Source organism: Novosphingobium fluoreni (genome assembly GCF_014196615.1).
GTDB lineage: Bacteria > Pseudomonadota > Alphaproteobacteria > Sphingomonadales > Sphingomonadaceae > Novosphingobium > Novosphingobium fluoreni.
This window is the reverse complement of sequence record NZ_JACIDY010000001.1, coordinates 444,938-459,380: the sequence shown is the minus strand read 5'-3', so window position 1 is coordinate 459,380 and position 14,443 is coordinate 444,938. Positions and strand designations below refer to the sequence as shown.

At 66.4% G+C, this 14,443-nt stretch carries 15 protein-coding genes; 10 read left to right on the top strand and 5 right to left on the bottom strand.

Annotation, left to right across the window (positions count from 1 at the left end; genetic code table 11):
- Positions 1-5 precede the first annotated feature (5 nt).
- On the bottom strand, positions 6-1,352 hold the full coding sequence (locus tag GGR39_RS02250) for a lipopolysaccharide biosynthesis protein (protein ID WP_183615686.1): 1,347 nt from the start codon (positions 1,350-1,352) through the stop codon (positions 6-8).
- Between the two features lie 65 nt (positions 1,353-1,417).
- On the opposite strand from GGR39_RS02250, the gene GGR39_RS02245 reads away from it, so the two are divergent.
- Positions 1,418-2,176, top strand: a complete 759-nt coding sequence (locus tag GGR39_RS02245; RefSeq protein WP_183615685.1) for a phosphocholine cytidylyltransferase family protein — start codon at positions 1,418-1,420, stop codon at positions 2,174-2,176.
- A 28-nt stretch (positions 2,177-2,204) separates the two neighbouring features.
- On the opposite strand, the gene GGR39_RS02240 is transcribed toward GGR39_RS02245, so the two are convergent.
- From GGR39_RS02240 to GGR39_RS02230, 3 genes are read right to left on the bottom strand one after another with little or no spacing between them, the layout of a single operon-like run.
- Positions 2,205-3,353, bottom strand: coding sequence for a glycosyl transferase (locus GGR39_RS02240; RefSeq protein ID WP_183615684.1), 1,149 nt, complete (start codon positions 3,351-3,353; stop codon positions 2,205-2,207).
- Positions 3,354-3,379: 26 nt separating this feature from the next.
- Positions 3,380-3,802, bottom strand: coding sequence for an HIT family protein (locus GGR39_RS02235; RefSeq protein ID WP_183615683.1), 423 nt, complete (start codon positions 3,800-3,802; stop codon positions 3,380-3,382).
- Positions 3,799-4,947, bottom strand: a complete 1,149-nt coding sequence (locus GGR39_RS02230) for a CDP-alcohol phosphatidyltransferase family protein (RefSeq protein WP_183615682.1) — start codon at positions 4,945-4,947, stop codon at positions 3,799-3,801. The genes GGR39_RS02235 and GGR39_RS02230 overlap by 4 nt, the downstream gene beginning before the upstream one ends.
- A gap of 145 nt (positions 4,948-5,092) precedes the next feature.
- Between GGR39_RS02230 and GGR39_RS02225 the strand changes: the two genes are divergently transcribed.
- From GGR39_RS02225 to GGR39_RS02215, 3 genes are read left to right on the top strand one after another with little or no spacing between them, the layout of a single operon-like run.
- Entirely contained in the window at positions 5,093-6,139 is a 1,047-nt protein-coding gene (locus tag GGR39_RS02225) for a diacylglycerol kinase family protein (RefSeq protein ID WP_183615681.1), read from the top strand.
- Positions 6,136-7,032, top strand: coding sequence for a hypothetical protein (locus tag GGR39_RS02220; protein WP_183615680.1), 897 nt, complete (start codon positions 6,136-6,138; stop codon positions 7,030-7,032). The genes GGR39_RS02225 and GGR39_RS02220 overlap by 4 nt, the downstream gene beginning before the upstream one ends.
- Positions 7,033-7,035: 3 nt before the next feature.
- Positions 7,036-7,800, top strand: a complete 765-nt coding sequence (locus tag GGR39_RS02215) for a nucleotidyltransferase family protein (protein WP_183615679.1) — start codon at positions 7,036-7,038, stop codon at positions 7,798-7,800.
- Here GGR39_RS02215 and GGR39_RS02210 read toward each other — a convergent pair.
- Positions 7,797-8,282: a DUF2141 domain-containing protein gene (locus GGR39_RS02210; RefSeq protein WP_058735615.1), complete on the bottom strand. Its 486-nt coding sequence runs from the start codon at positions 8,280-8,282 to the stop codon at positions 7,797-7,799. The two genes, GGR39_RS02215 and GGR39_RS02210, sit on opposite strands and share 4 nt — an antisense overlap.
- A 292-nt stretch (positions 8,283-8,574) precedes the next feature.
- Here GGR39_RS02210 and rpe point away from each other — a divergent pair, with 292 nt between their 5' ends.
- The 6 genes from rpe to GGR39_RS02180 all read left to right on the top strand — a co-directional run bounded on the left by rpe (position 8,575) and on the right by GGR39_RS02180 (position 14,353).
- The gene (rpe, locus tag GGR39_RS02205; RefSeq protein ID WP_183615678.1) at positions 8,575-9,237 is read left to right on the top strand and encodes a ribulose-phosphate 3-epimerase; all 663 of its coding nucleotides are present in this window, start codon (positions 8,575-8,577) and stop codon (positions 9,235-9,237) included.
- 4 nt (positions 9,238-9,241) lie between these two features.
- Complete coding sequence (locus GGR39_RS02200; protein WP_246388189.1) at positions 9,242-11,176, top strand: heparinase II/III family protein; 1,935 nt, start codon at positions 9,242-9,244, stop codon at positions 11,174-11,176.
- Positions 11,177-11,275: 99 nt separating this feature from the next.
- A complete protein-coding gene (gene purH / locus GGR39_RS02195) occupies positions 11,276-12,868 on the top strand; it encodes a bifunctional phosphoribosylaminoimidazolecarboxamide formyltransferase/IMP cyclohydrolase (protein ID WP_183615677.1) in 1,593 nt (530 codons plus the stop codon).
- Between the two features lie 140 nt (positions 12,869-13,008).
- Positions 13,009-13,170 carry a hypothetical protein gene (locus GGR39_RS02190; RefSeq protein ID WP_183615955.1) on the top strand — a complete coding sequence of 54 codons (162 nt, stop codon included), beginning with the start codon at positions 13,009-13,011 and terminating at the stop codon, positions 13,168-13,170.
- Between the two features lie 8 nt (positions 13,171-13,178).
- Positions 13,179-13,850 carry a peptide-methionine (S)-S-oxide reductase MsrA gene (msrA, locus tag GGR39_RS02185; RefSeq protein ID WP_183615676.1) on the top strand — a complete coding sequence of 224 codons (672 nt, stop codon included), beginning with the start codon at positions 13,179-13,181 and terminating at the stop codon, positions 13,848-13,850.
- 44 nt (positions 13,851-13,894) lie between these two features.
- The gene (locus GGR39_RS02180; RefSeq protein ID WP_183615675.1) at positions 13,895-14,353 is read left to right on the top strand and encodes a Fur family transcriptional regulator; all 459 of its coding nucleotides are present in this window, start codon (positions 13,895-13,897) and stop codon (positions 14,351-14,353) included.
- Positions 14,354-14,443 lie beyond the last annotated feature (90 nt).

Below are 14,443 nucleotides of genomic sequence, written 5' to 3'. Positions count from 1 at the left end.
GTTGATCAGGCGCCTTGCTGCGGCGCGGGTTGCAGCGGCTCTTCGCCCTGCAGCTTGCGCAAGGTGGCAAATGCCATCGCCCCCATCACCACGTAGAGCGCAGCCGAGCCGATGGCGACGCCCCAGGCCGCGCCGATCGCGCCGAAGTGCAGGAGCGTGCCCACCGCCACCGCCATCACCGCCAATCCGATCAACCGCGCGGTCAGCGAATGCTGCGCCTTGCCGGTGGAGTGCAGCACCGGCTCGAACGCCACGCTGGCCAGATCGAAGCTGGCCGCGATCGCCAGCGGGACCAGGATCGCCGCACCGCCTTCGAAATCCTCGCCGCCGATCAGGCCCAGCAGCCAGCGCCCGGCCAGCAGCGCCACCAGCACCACCACGATTCCGCCCGCGCCCGCGATCAGGCTGGTCTGCACCGCCAGCCGCCGGAACTCCTGCATGGTGGACGCCACGCGCATCCGCGAAACCTCGGCATAGACGGAGCGGGTCAGCATCGTCGAAAACTTGCTGAGCGCCTGCGAAAGCTGGCTGGCCAAGCGATACAAGCCCGCCGCGCGCGTGCCGATCACCCCGCCGACGACGAGCAATGGCCCGTTCTTGGTCAAGGCATCGATCGTGGATCCGGCAAAGGTTACCCAGAAAAAATGCCAGAGGCCCGGGTTCTCCTCCAGCGTGCGGCGGTAGTCCTTTAAGTAGCGCCACTGGACGCTTTCGGGCGCGAGCCGGCGCGCCATCATCCAGTAGAGCGCGGCCTCCAGCAGATCGACCAGCGCCCAGACGAACAGGAACCAGCCGACGCTGGGCGCCAGCAGCCATACCGCCACAGCGCCGACCAGCCGGCCCAGCGGCACCACCGCCTCGACATAGACCGCCATCTGAAACTTGTTGAGCGCCCGCACGATCCCGGTAGGCGCGGAAACCAGCGCCCACAATTGCGCGCAGCAGAACAGGAAGCCGGGCACGATGTAGGATTCGTTCAGGTCCAGCAGGTGGGCGAAGGCGAAGAACACCACCGCCGCGATCACGCAGCCCAGCGCCGCGCCCATGGCGTCAAGCACGCCGGCGAACATTCCCAATCGCCCGAACGCCGCCCATTGCTTGTCATGAATATGCGCCGCGCCATAACGCACGACCACGCGCCAAGTCTGGAACCCGGCGATCGCAATCAGCGCCTGCGCCGTGCCGAAAATCAGGGAAAAGTGCCCGAAACCCTTAAGGCCCAGCGTCCGCGTCAGGATCGCCAGATAGACGATGCTGCAGATCGCGCCGAAACCCTTGCCGCCCATCAGCCAGGCCGTGTTGGCCAGGATCCGCGCAAGGGGAGAGCTAGGCTTGTCGCGGTCGGCAGGCATTGCCGCTCCTTTGCGCCATTCGGGGAGTGCTGGCAAGGTTGGCGGCAGACGGCTAGAGGGCTGCCATGATCGAACACGCTATCCTCCTGAGCGCCGGGCAAGGCTCGCGCATGCTGCCTCTTACCGCCGAGCGGCCCAAGTGCCTGATCGACTTTTCGGGCCGCACCCTGATTGAATGGCAGATCGAAATGCTGGCGCGCGGCGGCGTGAAGCACATCGATGTCGTCACCGGCTTCATGACCGACATGGTGGACGCGGTGGTGGCGGGCATCGACGATCCCCGCGTCACCATCACCACCCGCTTCAACCCGTTCTACAAAGTGGCGGACAACCTGGGATCATGCTGGATCGTGCGGGAGCAGATGCAGGGCGATTTCCTGATTCTAAATGGCGACACGCTGGTTTCTGAAGAGCTGGTGCGCACGGTGCAGCAGGCCGATCATCCACAGGACGGGGGCTGGCCGATCACCGTGACGGTGGACGTGAAACCCGCCTACGATAGCGACGACATGAAGGTAGAGCGGGCGGGCGACAAGCTGGTCCACATCGGCAAGACGCTGACGGCGGCGCAGTCCAACGCGGAATCGATCGGCTTCCTGGCGTTTCGTGGCGAGGGCGTAAACCTGTTCCGCGAAACTGTGCGCCAGGCGATGCGCACGCCGGAAGGGGTGCAGCACTGGTACCTCAAGGTGATCGACAGCATCGCGCCCACCGGCAAGGTCGGCACCGTATCGATCGAAGGGCAGGAGTGGGCCGAGGTGGACTTCCTGAACGACATCGAGATCGCCACCGCGCTCACGGATCGCTGGGCGACGGCGGGCTGACGGCGACCCGGCCTCTCACGGGACCGGGCTAAAGCTGCCGGGCATCCAGAAAAGCGACGATGGCATCTGCTGCAACTTCGTCCGCAAGCTCGCGGAAATCACCTACAGCATCGTGCATCAGCGCGGACTGGCGATGGCGATAGTCAGAGTGAGAGACACTGGCTCTAGACAGCGCCCGCAGCAAGTCGGGGAACGACGTTACCGTTTCGCCCATGCTCCACATTTCGGGCAGCTTCGTATCCCCGGCACCACCATCGCCGACCTGGTCGATGAATACGCAAGGCCGAGGGAAGATCAGCCATTCGTATAGCTGGCTGCTGAAGTCCCCCAGATAGATGTCCGCGCCCAGGGTGTAGGTCATGTCCATCGAACGGCTGGAGCCCGTGTCGATGATCAGCCAGTCCGGATCGCCCAGCGCCTCTAGCGCTTCCCGCTCGCTCGCGGACGCATCGGCAAACAACCGAACATGCGGGGCGACGATAAGGTTGAAGGCGCGATCCTGGCCGAGCGCATCGATCAGCGCGCGGCCGAACTGCTCCCAGCTTCCCCGGCGAGGATGAAAATGCGGGTTGTAGAGAATCGTCGGGCGCGCATTGGCGAAAAGCCGTTTCCGCTGCAGCAGGCCCAGCCGGTTGAGCCCCGAAAGCTTGATCTGGCCAACCACCTGCACCCGCTCCGCCGGAAGCAGCCCCGCGTCGATCGTGCTGCGGCGATCCGCTTCTCCCGCGACCAAGGCAAGATCGAATGCGGAAAAACGACCGTCAACGCCGTTCCCCCCAGCGCGACGCGCCCCGCCGACGCCGTGCGGTATTTGTATCAAGGGCGGACAGTGGCCGGGCAAGCGGGCCAGAAGCGCTGACGTCCGCTCCAGTGCCACGATCGTGGTGCAGCGACGCATGCGCATGCTCCACCACGCCAGCCGCAGCGTCTTCAGCGGTGCCGCCGCGCCTTCCCGCCGGGCCGCCCGCTCCACAAAGCGCGGGAGCCGTAAAACGATAACCTCGACCGCGCCCGCGCCGAAGGCGTTGAGCATCTCGCGCGCTCTGTCCGCATCGGCGTCGGAAACGACGAAAACCTCGACCACGACGCCTGATCGCCGGGACAGGGCGGCGGCAACGGGAAGGCCATGGAGAAACTGGTGGCTGCCGCCGATGAGGGAAAACCCGATGGTGCGCATGGGGGGGCCTGTGCGGACAGCCGTTCTCAGGCGGCTTGCAGCTGCCGTACCAGATCGGCGATGTCATCCTCGCTCAACGCCACGGCGGCGGAGAGGTCTGGCACCTTGGGCCAGCCGGCATCGGGAAACTGCTTTCCCTGCCACTCGCGCGACCCTTCGTAACGGGGGATCACGTGAAAGTGGACGTGCGGATCGACCATCATCAGCATCAGGTAATTGAGCTTGGCATAGTCGACAAAACCGCGCAGCGCCGTCTCGATCGCGCTGGTGACCACTTTCAGTTCGGCATGAGCCTGTGTCGGCAAGTCGCCGAACGCGGTGACGTCGGACTTGGCGGCCAGCACCAGGCTGCCCAGCGTCGGCTGTGCGGGGCGCAGCAGGACGACCCAGTGATCGTGTTCGGCCACCAGCGTAGCCGGGTAGCCGAACTTGCGGATCGTCTCGTTCATCGTTGGATCGATCCTTCATCGGATAGCCAGCTGGTGATCGGCTCGCCACGGGATCGCACGATCCACGCCTGCACCAGCCGTATGCCATGGACGAGGCAGGAGATCGCCGTCCACCACGCGACCAGGATCAGGCCCACGTCCGGCCTGCCGAGGGCCGTCGCGATGAACAGGATCACCATGTTGGGATTGCGGCGGGCGGTAATCAGGCGAAACTTGCTGTCGAACCGCCGCCAGACGTGGATGTGCATCTGCCCGTTCTGGCGCATGAACACGCCCTCGATCGCGCGCTGCACCCAGTAGCCCAGCTGGATCGCGCCCTGCACCCACCAGAAGGTCTCGGTATCGTAGGCCAGGCCCCAGTGGACCAGCCCCGTGGCCCAGAACCACCACCAGAACGGCGGATGCACCAGGTCCATGCCATGATCGAAGACATTGCCCCATGCGGACGAGGTGATGGTGCACCGCGCCAGCTTGCCGTCCACGGTATCCAGCACCATGAAGCCCAGGCCCAGCGCCATGCCCAACCAGTAGCGCCCTTCGGCAAAGCACCAGGTGGCCAGCACGCACAGCACCGCGCCGATCGTCGTCACCATGTTGGGCGTCAGCCCAATGCGCGCGCAGATGCGGGTCAGCACCAGCGCCCATTCGGGCCACAGGTACTTGGTCAGGATATCGGTGACGCCCTTGTAGGCGCCGAAGTAGCTTGCCCGCTCGATCGTGCGCACGGTGTCCGGCCGCAGCGGCGTGACGAACGGCGTCTCACGCTTGCGCAGCGCCTTGTTCTCGATCGTCGGGCCATCTTCGAAGGCTAGGATTTGCAGCGCGCCTCGCGGATCGAGGTGGCGCTGCCCGGCCATCGCGTCCGCCACGGCCTGCGCGTCTTGTGCGTCAATAGCGTGGGCCAGCACCGGCACGCCGCCCAGCGTCAGCACTAGGCCCGGATGCGCGGCGATATGGCGCAGCCACGGCGGATCGAATGCAAAGGCGGCGTTCACCAGCAGCGCCGGAGCATCGTCCCCCTGTCGCACCGAGAGGCCAGCGGCGGTGGCGATCCTGCGTGTACGCTCGGCCACGTCCATGCCCCACAGGCGCGTGGGATTGCTGCCGATGATCTGGAAAGCCGGAGTGATTTGCGATGCGACCATTGCCGCAGCCCTAGTGCAGCGCCTGGCCTCGGGCAATGCCGGGGCGGATCAGGCCGATCCCGAATGCCACCGAACTGTAACATCGGGATGTCCGCAGCGGAAATAGGGTGATTTCCAGCGCCACTCTCCTTACGTAGGGCGGATTGTGCACGGAACGATCTACGAATTCGAGCCGCTCGGCGGCGGCTATGGGCGCGGCGACGCGAGCCACGCGGTGACGCGCTATGTCCCGCAAGGGCGAGCGGTGCCCCTGGTGGGCATCGTGCGCAATCCGCGCAGCCATCGCAACGTGGGCAGCCCGGCGGAACTGGCCGATTGCTCCAACATCCTGACCGAGACGCCCCACAGCCGCGAAGCGCTGTCCGACAGTCTGCGCGAATTCGCCGAGCGGGGGATCGATTACCTGGCGATCGATGGCGGGGACGGCACCGTGCGCGATGTGCTGACCTGCGGCGCGCCGATCTTCGGCGATAACTGGCCCTCGCTGATCGTTTTGCCCAAGGGCAAGACCAACGCCCTGGCCGTCGATCTGGGGCTGCCCAACCACTGGAGCCTGGCCGAGGCGCTGGTCGCTGCGCGTCAGGGCGAGGTGGTGCTGCGTCGGCCGATGCGGATCACCGCCAAGGGCGAGGAAGATCGCGGCGCCGGTGTCCTGGGCTTCTTTCTGGGTTCGGGCGTGTTCACCATCGGCACCGAGGCCGGGCAGGCCGCGCATCGGCGCGGCGCCTTCAACAGCTTCGCCGTCGGCCTTACCATCGCCTGGTGCATCCTGCAGATCGTGTTCGGGAAAGCGGGCAACACCTGGCGTTCCAGCACGCGGATGCGCCTGCGCAATCTGGTGTCCGGGCGCGAACTGCCCCGGCGCGGGCCAGGCGCTCCGGACGAGCGGTTCATGGCGATCGCCACCACGTTCGAGAAGTTTCCGCTGGGCCTGCGCCCGTTCGGCCCCAATCCGCCGGCGGGCCTGAAGCTGGCGGTGCTGGACGCTCCGGTGCGGTGGCTGCTGCTGATGCTGCCGGTGATGCTGCTGGGGTTGCTGCCCCGTTTCATGCAACGCGCCGGTGCGCACCGGGTCGCCACAGGGCCGATCGACTTCGATCTGGGCGGCGCTTTCATCCTGGACGGAGAGGCGTTCCCGGCGGGGCATTATGTCCTTCAGGAAGGGCCGACGCTGACTTTCGTGGTGCCATGATCAACACGTTGACCGGGCGGACCGCCAGCGCACTGGCGCGGCCGGTGATGCCCGAAGTGGCCGCTTTCGCCGAGAGACTTGCCGGACCAGACGTGCTTTCGGTGCTGTTCTACGGCTCCAACTTGCGCACGATGCTGCTGGACGGCGTCCTCGATTTCTACGTGCTGACGTCCGGCCCGATCGAGCGCGGGATCTGGCCGCGCGTCAGCTATCACGAATGGGACCATCAGGGCGTGACCCTGCGGGCGAAAGTGGCGACGATGACGCTGGCGACCTTTTCCGCCGCCGCCGCCGGGCAACTGATCGACACCACGATCTGGGCGCGCTTCGTGCAGCCCTCCGGCTTGGTGTGGTGCCGCAACGAAGGGGCCGCGCAAGACACGCGGGACGCGGTGGCGCAAGCCGCGCGCACTGCCGCGCGGCTGGCCGTCGCCCTGGGGCCAGACGCGGGCACGCCGGACAGCTACTGGCGCGCCTTGTTCCGCGCGACTTACGCCGCCGAATTCCGCGTGGAGAAAAGCGGACGAGAAGATTCGATCCTGGCCGCCAATCGCGAGCATTTCGACGGGCTGCTGCCGCTGGCCTTGGCGGCGGAGGGCATCGCCTTCACCCGTCTGCCCGATGGTACGCTCCGCCCCGAGCTTGCCCCATCGCGCCGCGCCGCCCTGCTGCGCTGGTGGCGCAAGCGGCAACGGCTGGGCAAATTCTACAATCTGGTGCGGCTGGTGCGAGCCTCCACCACATTCGAAGGCGCGGCCCGCTACGGCGCGTGGAAGGTGGAGCGGCATACCGGCATCGCCGTTCACCTGACACCCTGGCGTGAGAAGCACCCGGTGCTCGCCGCACCCGCAGTGTTGTGGCAGGTGTGGCGCGCGAAGAAGGCAGCGGGCTGAGCCATGCCTGCTGCCGCACCCATCAGCGCCCTGGTGCTTGCCGGATCGCGACCGGGCGCGCGCGATCCTGTCGCCGAAGCCGAAGGCGTTGCCCACAAGGCGCTGGTGCCGATCGTGGGAGAGCAGATGCTGGCACGCGTGGTCGACGCGCTGCGCCATGCTGGTATCGCCCAGATCGCCGTCAGCGCGAACGAGCCTGAGGTGGTTGCGCTGGCGACCCGGCTGGGCTGCATCGTGCTGCCCACCGCCAGCGGGCCCAGCGCCAGCGTCGCCACCGCCTTCGCCACGCTGGGCGCACCGATGCTGGTGACGACCGCAGACCATGCGCTGCTGCAACCCGACTGGGTCCGCGATTTTCTGGCCGATACGCCTGCGGACGCAGACGTGGCGGTGCTGCTGGCGCATCGTACGGCCGTGGAGCGCGCCCTGCCTGGCACGCGCCGCACCTACCTCAGGCTGGCGGACGGCGGCTGGTCCGGGTGCAATCTGTTCCTGCTGGCAAACTCTAGAGCCACAGCCGCGATCGAGACCTGGGCAGCGGTGGAGGCCGATCGCAAGCGCCCTTGGCGGATCGCCGCCCGGTTGGGCGCGGGCACCTTGTGGTGCTATGCCCTGGGCCGCTTGACCATGGCCGAAGCGATCGCACGGCTGGGCCGGCGCATCGGCATCATCGCCGCCAGCGTCCCCGCGCGCGACGGGCTGGCCGCCGTCGATGTCGACAAGCCGTCAGACCTTAAGCAAGTCCGCTCGCTGCTGGAGCGGCCCTAGAAATACTTCATGGTGATGCGGATCGATTTCACGCCCTTGCCCACGGTGAAGGCGGTCTTGCTCACGCTGGGCTTGCCCAGGTTGAAGATGTTGATGCTGGGGTTGTTGGACATGCCGCCGCCATCGGTGCGGATGTCGGTCTTGCCGTTGCCGTTCACGTCATGGCGCACCGCCACCGCATAAGTGCCCTCGGAAGGCACGGGCAGGCAGAATGTCATCGAACCGGCGCGCGCGGGCACTTCCACGCGCGAAAGCCAGCGGCCGTGTTGCAGCCAGTCCGCCGCGGTGCCGCGATAAGTTTGCACGCGCATCAGGCCGCTGCCGCTGGTGATGCCGTCAACCGTCACCATCACGGCGGGGCCTTCGCCTGCAGAGCAGCGCCGCAGATCGTTGCGGATTTCCTGCTTGTACTGGGCCATGGCCGGAACGGCGCCGCCCAGCGCCAGGGCACCGGCCATCCCCGCCAGAAGCGTCGATTTCATCAAGGAATGCCCACGCATCCGATACGTCTTGTCGATCATGTCCTGCTAATCTTTCCAAAGGCCCGGCCCAAAGCCTGCCTTTTCACTATTCCAGCCCCGCGCTTTGTACCTGGATGCCACCCGGGCGCTTAATCCGCACTGAATTCCCTTCATGCCCGATCATCCCCACTTCGAATGCGCGCCGAAGATGGTAAGGGCGCGGCTATTCGACATCGTGTGTGGAAAACGGGTCACCTTGGCTTGTCCGCACAAGATAGTGTGTTCTATTCGCCGATAAAGGATTTATCCCCGCATGGCCGTGCCGCTGATTTCCCCCTCCATCCTGTCTGCCGACTTCGCCCGCCTGGGAGAGGAAGTTCGCGCCATCGATGCGGCCGGGGCAGACTGGATCCACGTTGACGTGATGGACGGCCATTACGTGCCCAACATCACCATCGGCCCGGCCGTGGTGAAGGCCTTGCGGCCCCACACCGCCAAGCCGTTCGACGTGCATCTGATGATCTCCCCGGTGGACGGCTATCTGGAAGCCTTTGCCAATGCCGGGGCGGACATCATCACCGTTCATCCCGAAGCGGGCCCGCACATCCACCGCACCGTGCAGGCGATTAAGAACCTGGGCAAACTGGCGGGCGTCTCGCTCAATCCCGGCACTCCGGCCAAGATGCTGGACTATCTGATCGACGATATCGACCTGGTCCTGATCATGAGCGTCAACCCCGGTTTCGGCGGGCAGAGCTTCATCTCCAGCCAGCTCCGGAAGATCGAGGCGGTGCGCAAGATGATCGACAAGTCCGGTCGCGACATTCGACTGGAGGTGGACGGCGGCGTCGATGCCGGCACCGCCCCCTCCTGCATCGATGCCGGGGCGGACGTGCTGGTGGCCGGAACCGCCACGTTCAAGGGCGGGCCTGAGAGATACGCCGCCAATATCCGCACCCTCAAGGGCCTGGATTGACGCATTGGTCCAGGCACTTCGCCCGCGAACCCGCCCGGCTCCCCGGAACCGCAGCGAACCTCGGGCGATACCGCTGGACGAGACGGGAGAGGAGGGCGTGTTGGAGGACGAAGATCGCAACGCGTCTGACGCCGCCAGGCCTGATCACGCTGGCCATGACCACGCTGGCTCTGATCACGGGCCGACACCCGAGCTGGCGGCCAACGGGGAACTGATCGAGCCGGGCCGTGCCCTCGCCCTGTCGGATTTCACCGCGCCCGAAATCGGCACCAGTGAACGCCTGATCCGCTTCGCCTATCGGCTGGGCGTGCCCGCCTCCACGCTGGTCTCGCCGATGGGCAAGAAGGCCAAGCTGCGGCTGCTGGCCACCGTCACCAACCCGCTGCCGGGCAACCGCGTTTCCGGCACCGCGCTGCGCGCCGGGCATTTCCTGATCCACGGCGCGAAGACGCCGATCGCGCAAGTCGACTATGCCGGCGCGGCCCGCGTCACGCCACCGCTGGAGCGGGTGGTGCACGGCTTCACCTGGCTGGCGGACCTGGAAGCCTGCGCCCCGCGTACGCAAGTCACCCCGCTGGCGGAGCGCATCCTGGGCACCTGGCTCAACGCCAATCCCAAGCCGCCCACCAAGCCCGGCAAGGGTCCGGCGTGGAGCGTGGGCAACACCGGCACGCGCCTGATCCACTGGCTGATCCATGCGCCGCTGATCCTCTCCGGCGAAAAGGCGCTGCGCACTCGCACCCTGCGCGCGATGAACGAAACCGCGCGCTGGCTGGATCGCAACGTCAGCCATGCCGAGGATGGGCTGGCCGAAGTCGCCGGTTGGTGCGCGATCGTCGCCGCGGGCTTGTTGCTGCCCGATGGCAAGCCGCGCCGCCTGTTCGGTGAAGCCGGCCTGATCAAGGCGCTGGGCGAGCTGGTGGGTGAAGACGGCGGCGTCCTGTCCCGCAGCCCGATCGCGCAGATGGAGGCGATCGCGCTGCTGGTGCGCCTGCGCGCCTGCTACCGCGCCACGCGCCGCGATCCGCCCAAGGCGGTGGAGGCGATGATCAGCCTGCTGGTGCCGCCGTTGCTGGCGCTGGTCCACTCCGACAGCGCGCTGGGCAACTGGCAGGGTGGCTGGGCGATCGGTGAAGATGAGATCGTCGAACTGATCGAGGCCAGCGGCGTGCGCACCCGGCCTTTGCGTGACGTGCGCCAATGGGGATACCAGCGCGTGCTGGCCGGGCGCACGGTGCTGCAATTCGATGCCGCGCCGCCGCCGATGCCCAAGCACGCGCGCTTCGGATGCGCCTCGACCCTGGCGTTCGAGCTTTCGCACGATGGGCAGCGCCTGATCGTCAATTGCGGCGGCGCCGGGTCGGCGGGCGGGCTGCTTCCGCTGCGCCTGGAACAAGGCCTGCGCGCCACCGCCGCGCACTCCACCCTCACGCTGGACGATGCCAACTCTACCGCCGTGCTGATCAACGGGGCGATCGGCGTCGGCGTGTCCGAAGTCGATATCGAGCGCCGCACGATCGAGAGCGGCGGATCATCCGCTACCCGGCTGGAGGCCAGCCACAACGGCTATGCCGGCCGCTATGGCCTGACGCATCGGCGCATCCTGATCCTGCGGGACGATGGCTCCGAACTGCGCGGGGAAGACCTGCTGCTGCCCTCCACCCGCAAGGCCAAGCGCGGCAAGGTGAGCTTCGCGATCCGCTTCCACCTGGGGCCGGACGTGGAGGTTGGACTGGCCGAGAACGGCCAAGGCGCAGGCCTGGCCCTGCCGGACGGCAGCTACTGGCAGTTCGTGGCTTCAGGATGCGATATCGCCTTGGAAGACAGCTTGTGGGTCGATGGCCAGGGCCGCCCGGTGGCGACGCAGCAGCTGGTGCTGCAAGGGCTCGTCTCTCGCGGAGGCGGAAACTTTGGCTGGCTGTTGAAGAAGATGGGCTGAACGGGTCCCGGATCAGGTCCGCCAACACGCATCTGCCCTTCCCCCTGAGGCCTTCCCGTTATAGGGAGCGCGCGCTGCGCAACCCAGGATAACGCCGTCATGACCCAACTCGTTCCCATCCGCCGTGCCTTGCTTTCCGTGTCGGACAAGACCGGGCTGGCCGAACTGGGGCAGGCACTGGCGGCGCGCGGCGTGGAACTGGTCTCCACCGGCGGCACGGCCAAGGCTCTGCGCGACGCGGGCTTGACGGTGAAGGACGTGTCCGACCTGACCGGCTTCCCCGAGATGATGGACGGCCGCGTGAAGACGCTGCACCCGATGGTTCATGGTGGACTGCTGGCCGTGCGCGACAACGCCGAACATGCCGCCGCGATGAACGAGCACGGCATCGGCGCGATCGACCTGGTGGTGGTCAACCTCTACCCCTTCGAAGCGACCGTGGCCAAAGGTGCGGAGCGGGACGAGGTGATCGAGAACATCGACATCGGCGGTCCTTCCATGGTGCGCTCCGCCGCGAAGAACCACGCCTATGTCGCCATCGTCACCGATGCGGGCGACTACGCCGAGCTGCTTGGCCAACTGGACGCCAACGATGGCGCGACGGACCTGGCGTTCCGCAAGAAGCTGGCAGCCCGCGCCTTCGCCGCCACCGCCGCCTACGATTCGGCGATCGGCCAGTGGTTCGCTGGTGTTGATCAGGGCGAGAAGTTCCCCCCGCGCATCAGCATGACGCGCGTACTGGCGGGATCGCTGCGCTACGGCGAGAACCCGCATCAGGACGCAGCGCTCTACCTGCCCGCCGGCCCGCACGTGCAGGGTCTGCCGCAGGCGGAGCAGGTGCAGGGCAAGGAATTGTCCTACAACAACTATAACGACGCCAACGCCGCGCTGGAACTGGTGGCCGAGTTCCGCGATCAGGCCCCGGCGGTCGTGATCGTCAAGCACGCCAATCCGTGCGGCGTGGCGCAAGCCGGATCGCTGCTGGACGCGTGGAACGGCGCCTTGCAGTGTGACAGCGTGTCCGCGTTCGGCGGCATCGTTGCCGTGAACCGCCCGCTGGATGGCCCCACCGCAGAGGCGATCTGCCAGATCTTCACCGAAGTGGTCGTCGCCCCCGGAGCCGATGAGGCGGCGCGCGCCGTCTTCGCCAGGAAAAAGAACCTGCGCCTGCTGCTGACGCAAGGTCTGCCCGATCCGCGCCGCGCCGGCCAGGTCCTGGCGCTGATCGCGGGCGGCATCCTGGTCCAGGACCGTGACAATGGCGCGATCAACGCGGCGGACCTGAAGGTGGTGACCCAGCGCGCGCCCACCGAGCAGGAACTGAAGGACTGCCTCTTCGCCTGGACGGTGGCCCGCCACGTCAAGTCCAACGCGATCGTCTATGCCAAGGATGGCGTCACTGCCGGCATCGGCGCAGGCCAGATGAACCGCCGCGATTCGTCGCGGATCGCCGCGATGAAGGCTGCCGAAGCCGCGCAGACTTATGGCTGGGCAACCCCGCGCACCATGGGCAGCGCGGTGGCTTCCGATGCGTTCTTCCCCTTCGCCGATGGCCTGCTGGCCGCGGCCGAAGCGGGCGCGACCGCAGTGATCCAGCCGGGCGGCTCGATTCGCGATGACGAGGTGATCAAGGCGGCGGACGATGCCGGCCTTGCCATGGTCTTCACCGGGATGCGCCACTTCCGCCATTGATCGCCCGCGATCCGGGATGGACCGTTTGGCATTCGTCAACGCGCGCTCATCCAGATTAAGGCCGTTTGAAGGCACCGTTCAGGACAGGGCAAGCGCCTTACATCCATACCGCCCATCGACGGCGGAACGAAAGTTTAAGATTGGACGTTGAGATGAGTTTTTTGAAAACCGAATTCGCGCGCTTCTTCATGCTTGGCTTCGCCGGCGGCGCGGTCCTCGTGCTGGGCACGCTGGGCATCGGTTCTGCGGTCGACATCGCGAACGGCATCGTTCCCGCCGCGCAAGCTGCACAGGCTAACTGAGCCGCACGATGCGCCGCTTGGCCGCCCTGCTCCCGCTACTTGCCGCTTTCAGCGCCTGCACCCAGGCCGCGCAGGCAGAGCAGGCGGTTGCCGCTCCGGCGGCTAAAGTTCAGTCCAACGACGTGGGCCCGCGTGAGACCGCCATTTTCGCCGGTGGCTGTTTTTGGGGCGTGGAGGCGGTTTTCAGCCATGTGAAGGGCGTGACGAGCGCGGTTTCCGGCTACTCCGGCGGCACGCGGCAGACCGCACAGTACGATGTGGTCAGCGGTGGTGACACCGGCCATGCCGAAGCGGTTCGCGTCACCTGGGACCCGAAGGTGGTCCGTTACGATCAGCTTTTGCGCATCTACTTTTCGGTGATCGCCGATCCTACCTTGCTCAATCGCCAGGGGCCGGACACGGGCAGCCAATATCGCACCGCGCTGATTCCGCTTAATCCCGAACAGGCGCGGGTCGCCAAGGCTTATGTCCAGCAGCTGGGCCAGGCAAAGCTATGGTCGCGCCCGATCGTAACCCGGATCGAGCCGTATCGCGGCTTCTTCCCGGCAGAATCGCACCATCAGGATTTCGCGCTGCGCAATCCCGATCATGGCTATATCGTGCGGTGGGACGCCCCCAAGGTCGCGGCACTGAAAGCCACCTACCCTGCCCTCTACAAGCCGGGCTTCACGCGCAACTGAGCGCGACCGTTGCGCCCGCGCGTCGGCGGGGCCATATCGGCTTCATGCCCGGGCATTCCCATCACGAACATTCAGGTGACAACCTGGTATCCGCCGCACGCAACGCGTTGGTCGATGCGGGCGAACAATGGACCGACATGCGCGCAGACGTGTTCGATGCGCTGGCCTCGTGCGAGCGTCCCGCCTCCGCCTATGATCTGGCCGAAAGGGTATCCGGCCAGCGCGGCAAGCGCGTGGCGCCCAACAGCGTCTATCGCATCCTGGATTTGTTCGTGCGCACCAATCTGGCCCGCCGCGTGGAAAGCGCCAACGCCTATATCGCTAACAGCCACCCGGGCTGCCGGCATGACTGCATCTTCCTTATCTGCGATTCGTGCGGAAACGCGGTCCATATCGACGATGATCGGCTGACCGGTTCGCTGATCGGTGCCGCAAAGGACGCCGGGTTTGCCGATGTGCGCCCCGTGGTGGAATTGCGCGGGATCTGCGCCTCCTGCAATTGACGGCGGGGCACCTGCCCTGCCGGAATACTGTACCTTGCGGTTTTTCCTGTCATTCAGGGCATGACGCTCATAATGCTTGTTGTCCTGTTC

Excerpts from the sequence above, each read along its gene's own strand:
- rpe (WP_183615678.1), top strand. The coding sequence starts at position 8,575 with ATGGCCGTGCCGCTGATTTCCCCCTCCATCCTGTCTGCCGACTTCGCC.
- GGR39_RS02220 (WP_183615680.1), top strand. The coding sequence starts at position 6,136 with ATGATCAACACGTTGACCGGGCGGACCGCCAGCGCACTGGCGCGGCCG.
- GGR39_RS02250 (WP_183615686.1), bottom strand. The coding sequence starts at position 1,352 with ATGCCTGCCGACCGCGACAAGCCTAGCTCTCCCCTTGCGCGGATCCTG.
- purH (WP_183615677.1), top strand. The coding sequence starts at position 11,276 with ATGACCCAACTCGTTCCCATCCGCCGTGCCTTGCTTTCCGTGTCGGAC.
- GGR39_RS02240 (WP_183615684.1), bottom strand. The coding sequence starts at position 3,353 with ATGCGCACCATCGGGTTTTCCCTCATCGGCGGCAGCCACCAGTTTCTC.
- GGR39_RS02235 (WP_183615683.1), bottom strand. The coding sequence starts at position 3,802 with ATGAACGAGACGATCCGCAAGTTCGGCTACCCGGCTACGCTGGTGGCC.
- GGR39_RS02180 (WP_183615675.1), top strand. The coding sequence starts at position 13,895 with ATGCCCGGGCATTCCCATCACGAACATTCAGGTGACAACCTGGTATCC.
- msrA (WP_183615676.1), top strand. The coding sequence starts at position 13,179 with ATGCGCCGCTTGGCCGCCCTGCTCCCGCTACTTGCCGCTTTCAGCGCC.
- GGR39_RS02210 (WP_058735615.1), bottom strand. The coding sequence starts at position 8,282 with ATGAAATCGACGCTTCTGGCGGGGATGGCCGGTGCCCTGGCGCTGGGC.
- GGR39_RS02245 (WP_183615685.1), top strand. The coding sequence starts at position 1,418 with ATGATCGAACACGCTATCCTCCTGAGCGCCGGGCAAGGCTCGCGCATG.
- GGR39_RS02215 (WP_183615679.1), top strand. The coding sequence starts at position 7,036 with ATGCCTGCTGCCGCACCCATCAGCGCCCTGGTGCTTGCCGGATCGCGA.
- GGR39_RS02230 (WP_183615682.1), bottom strand. The coding sequence starts at position 4,947 with ATGGTCGCATCGCAAATCACTCCGGCTTTCCAGATCATCGGCAGCAAT.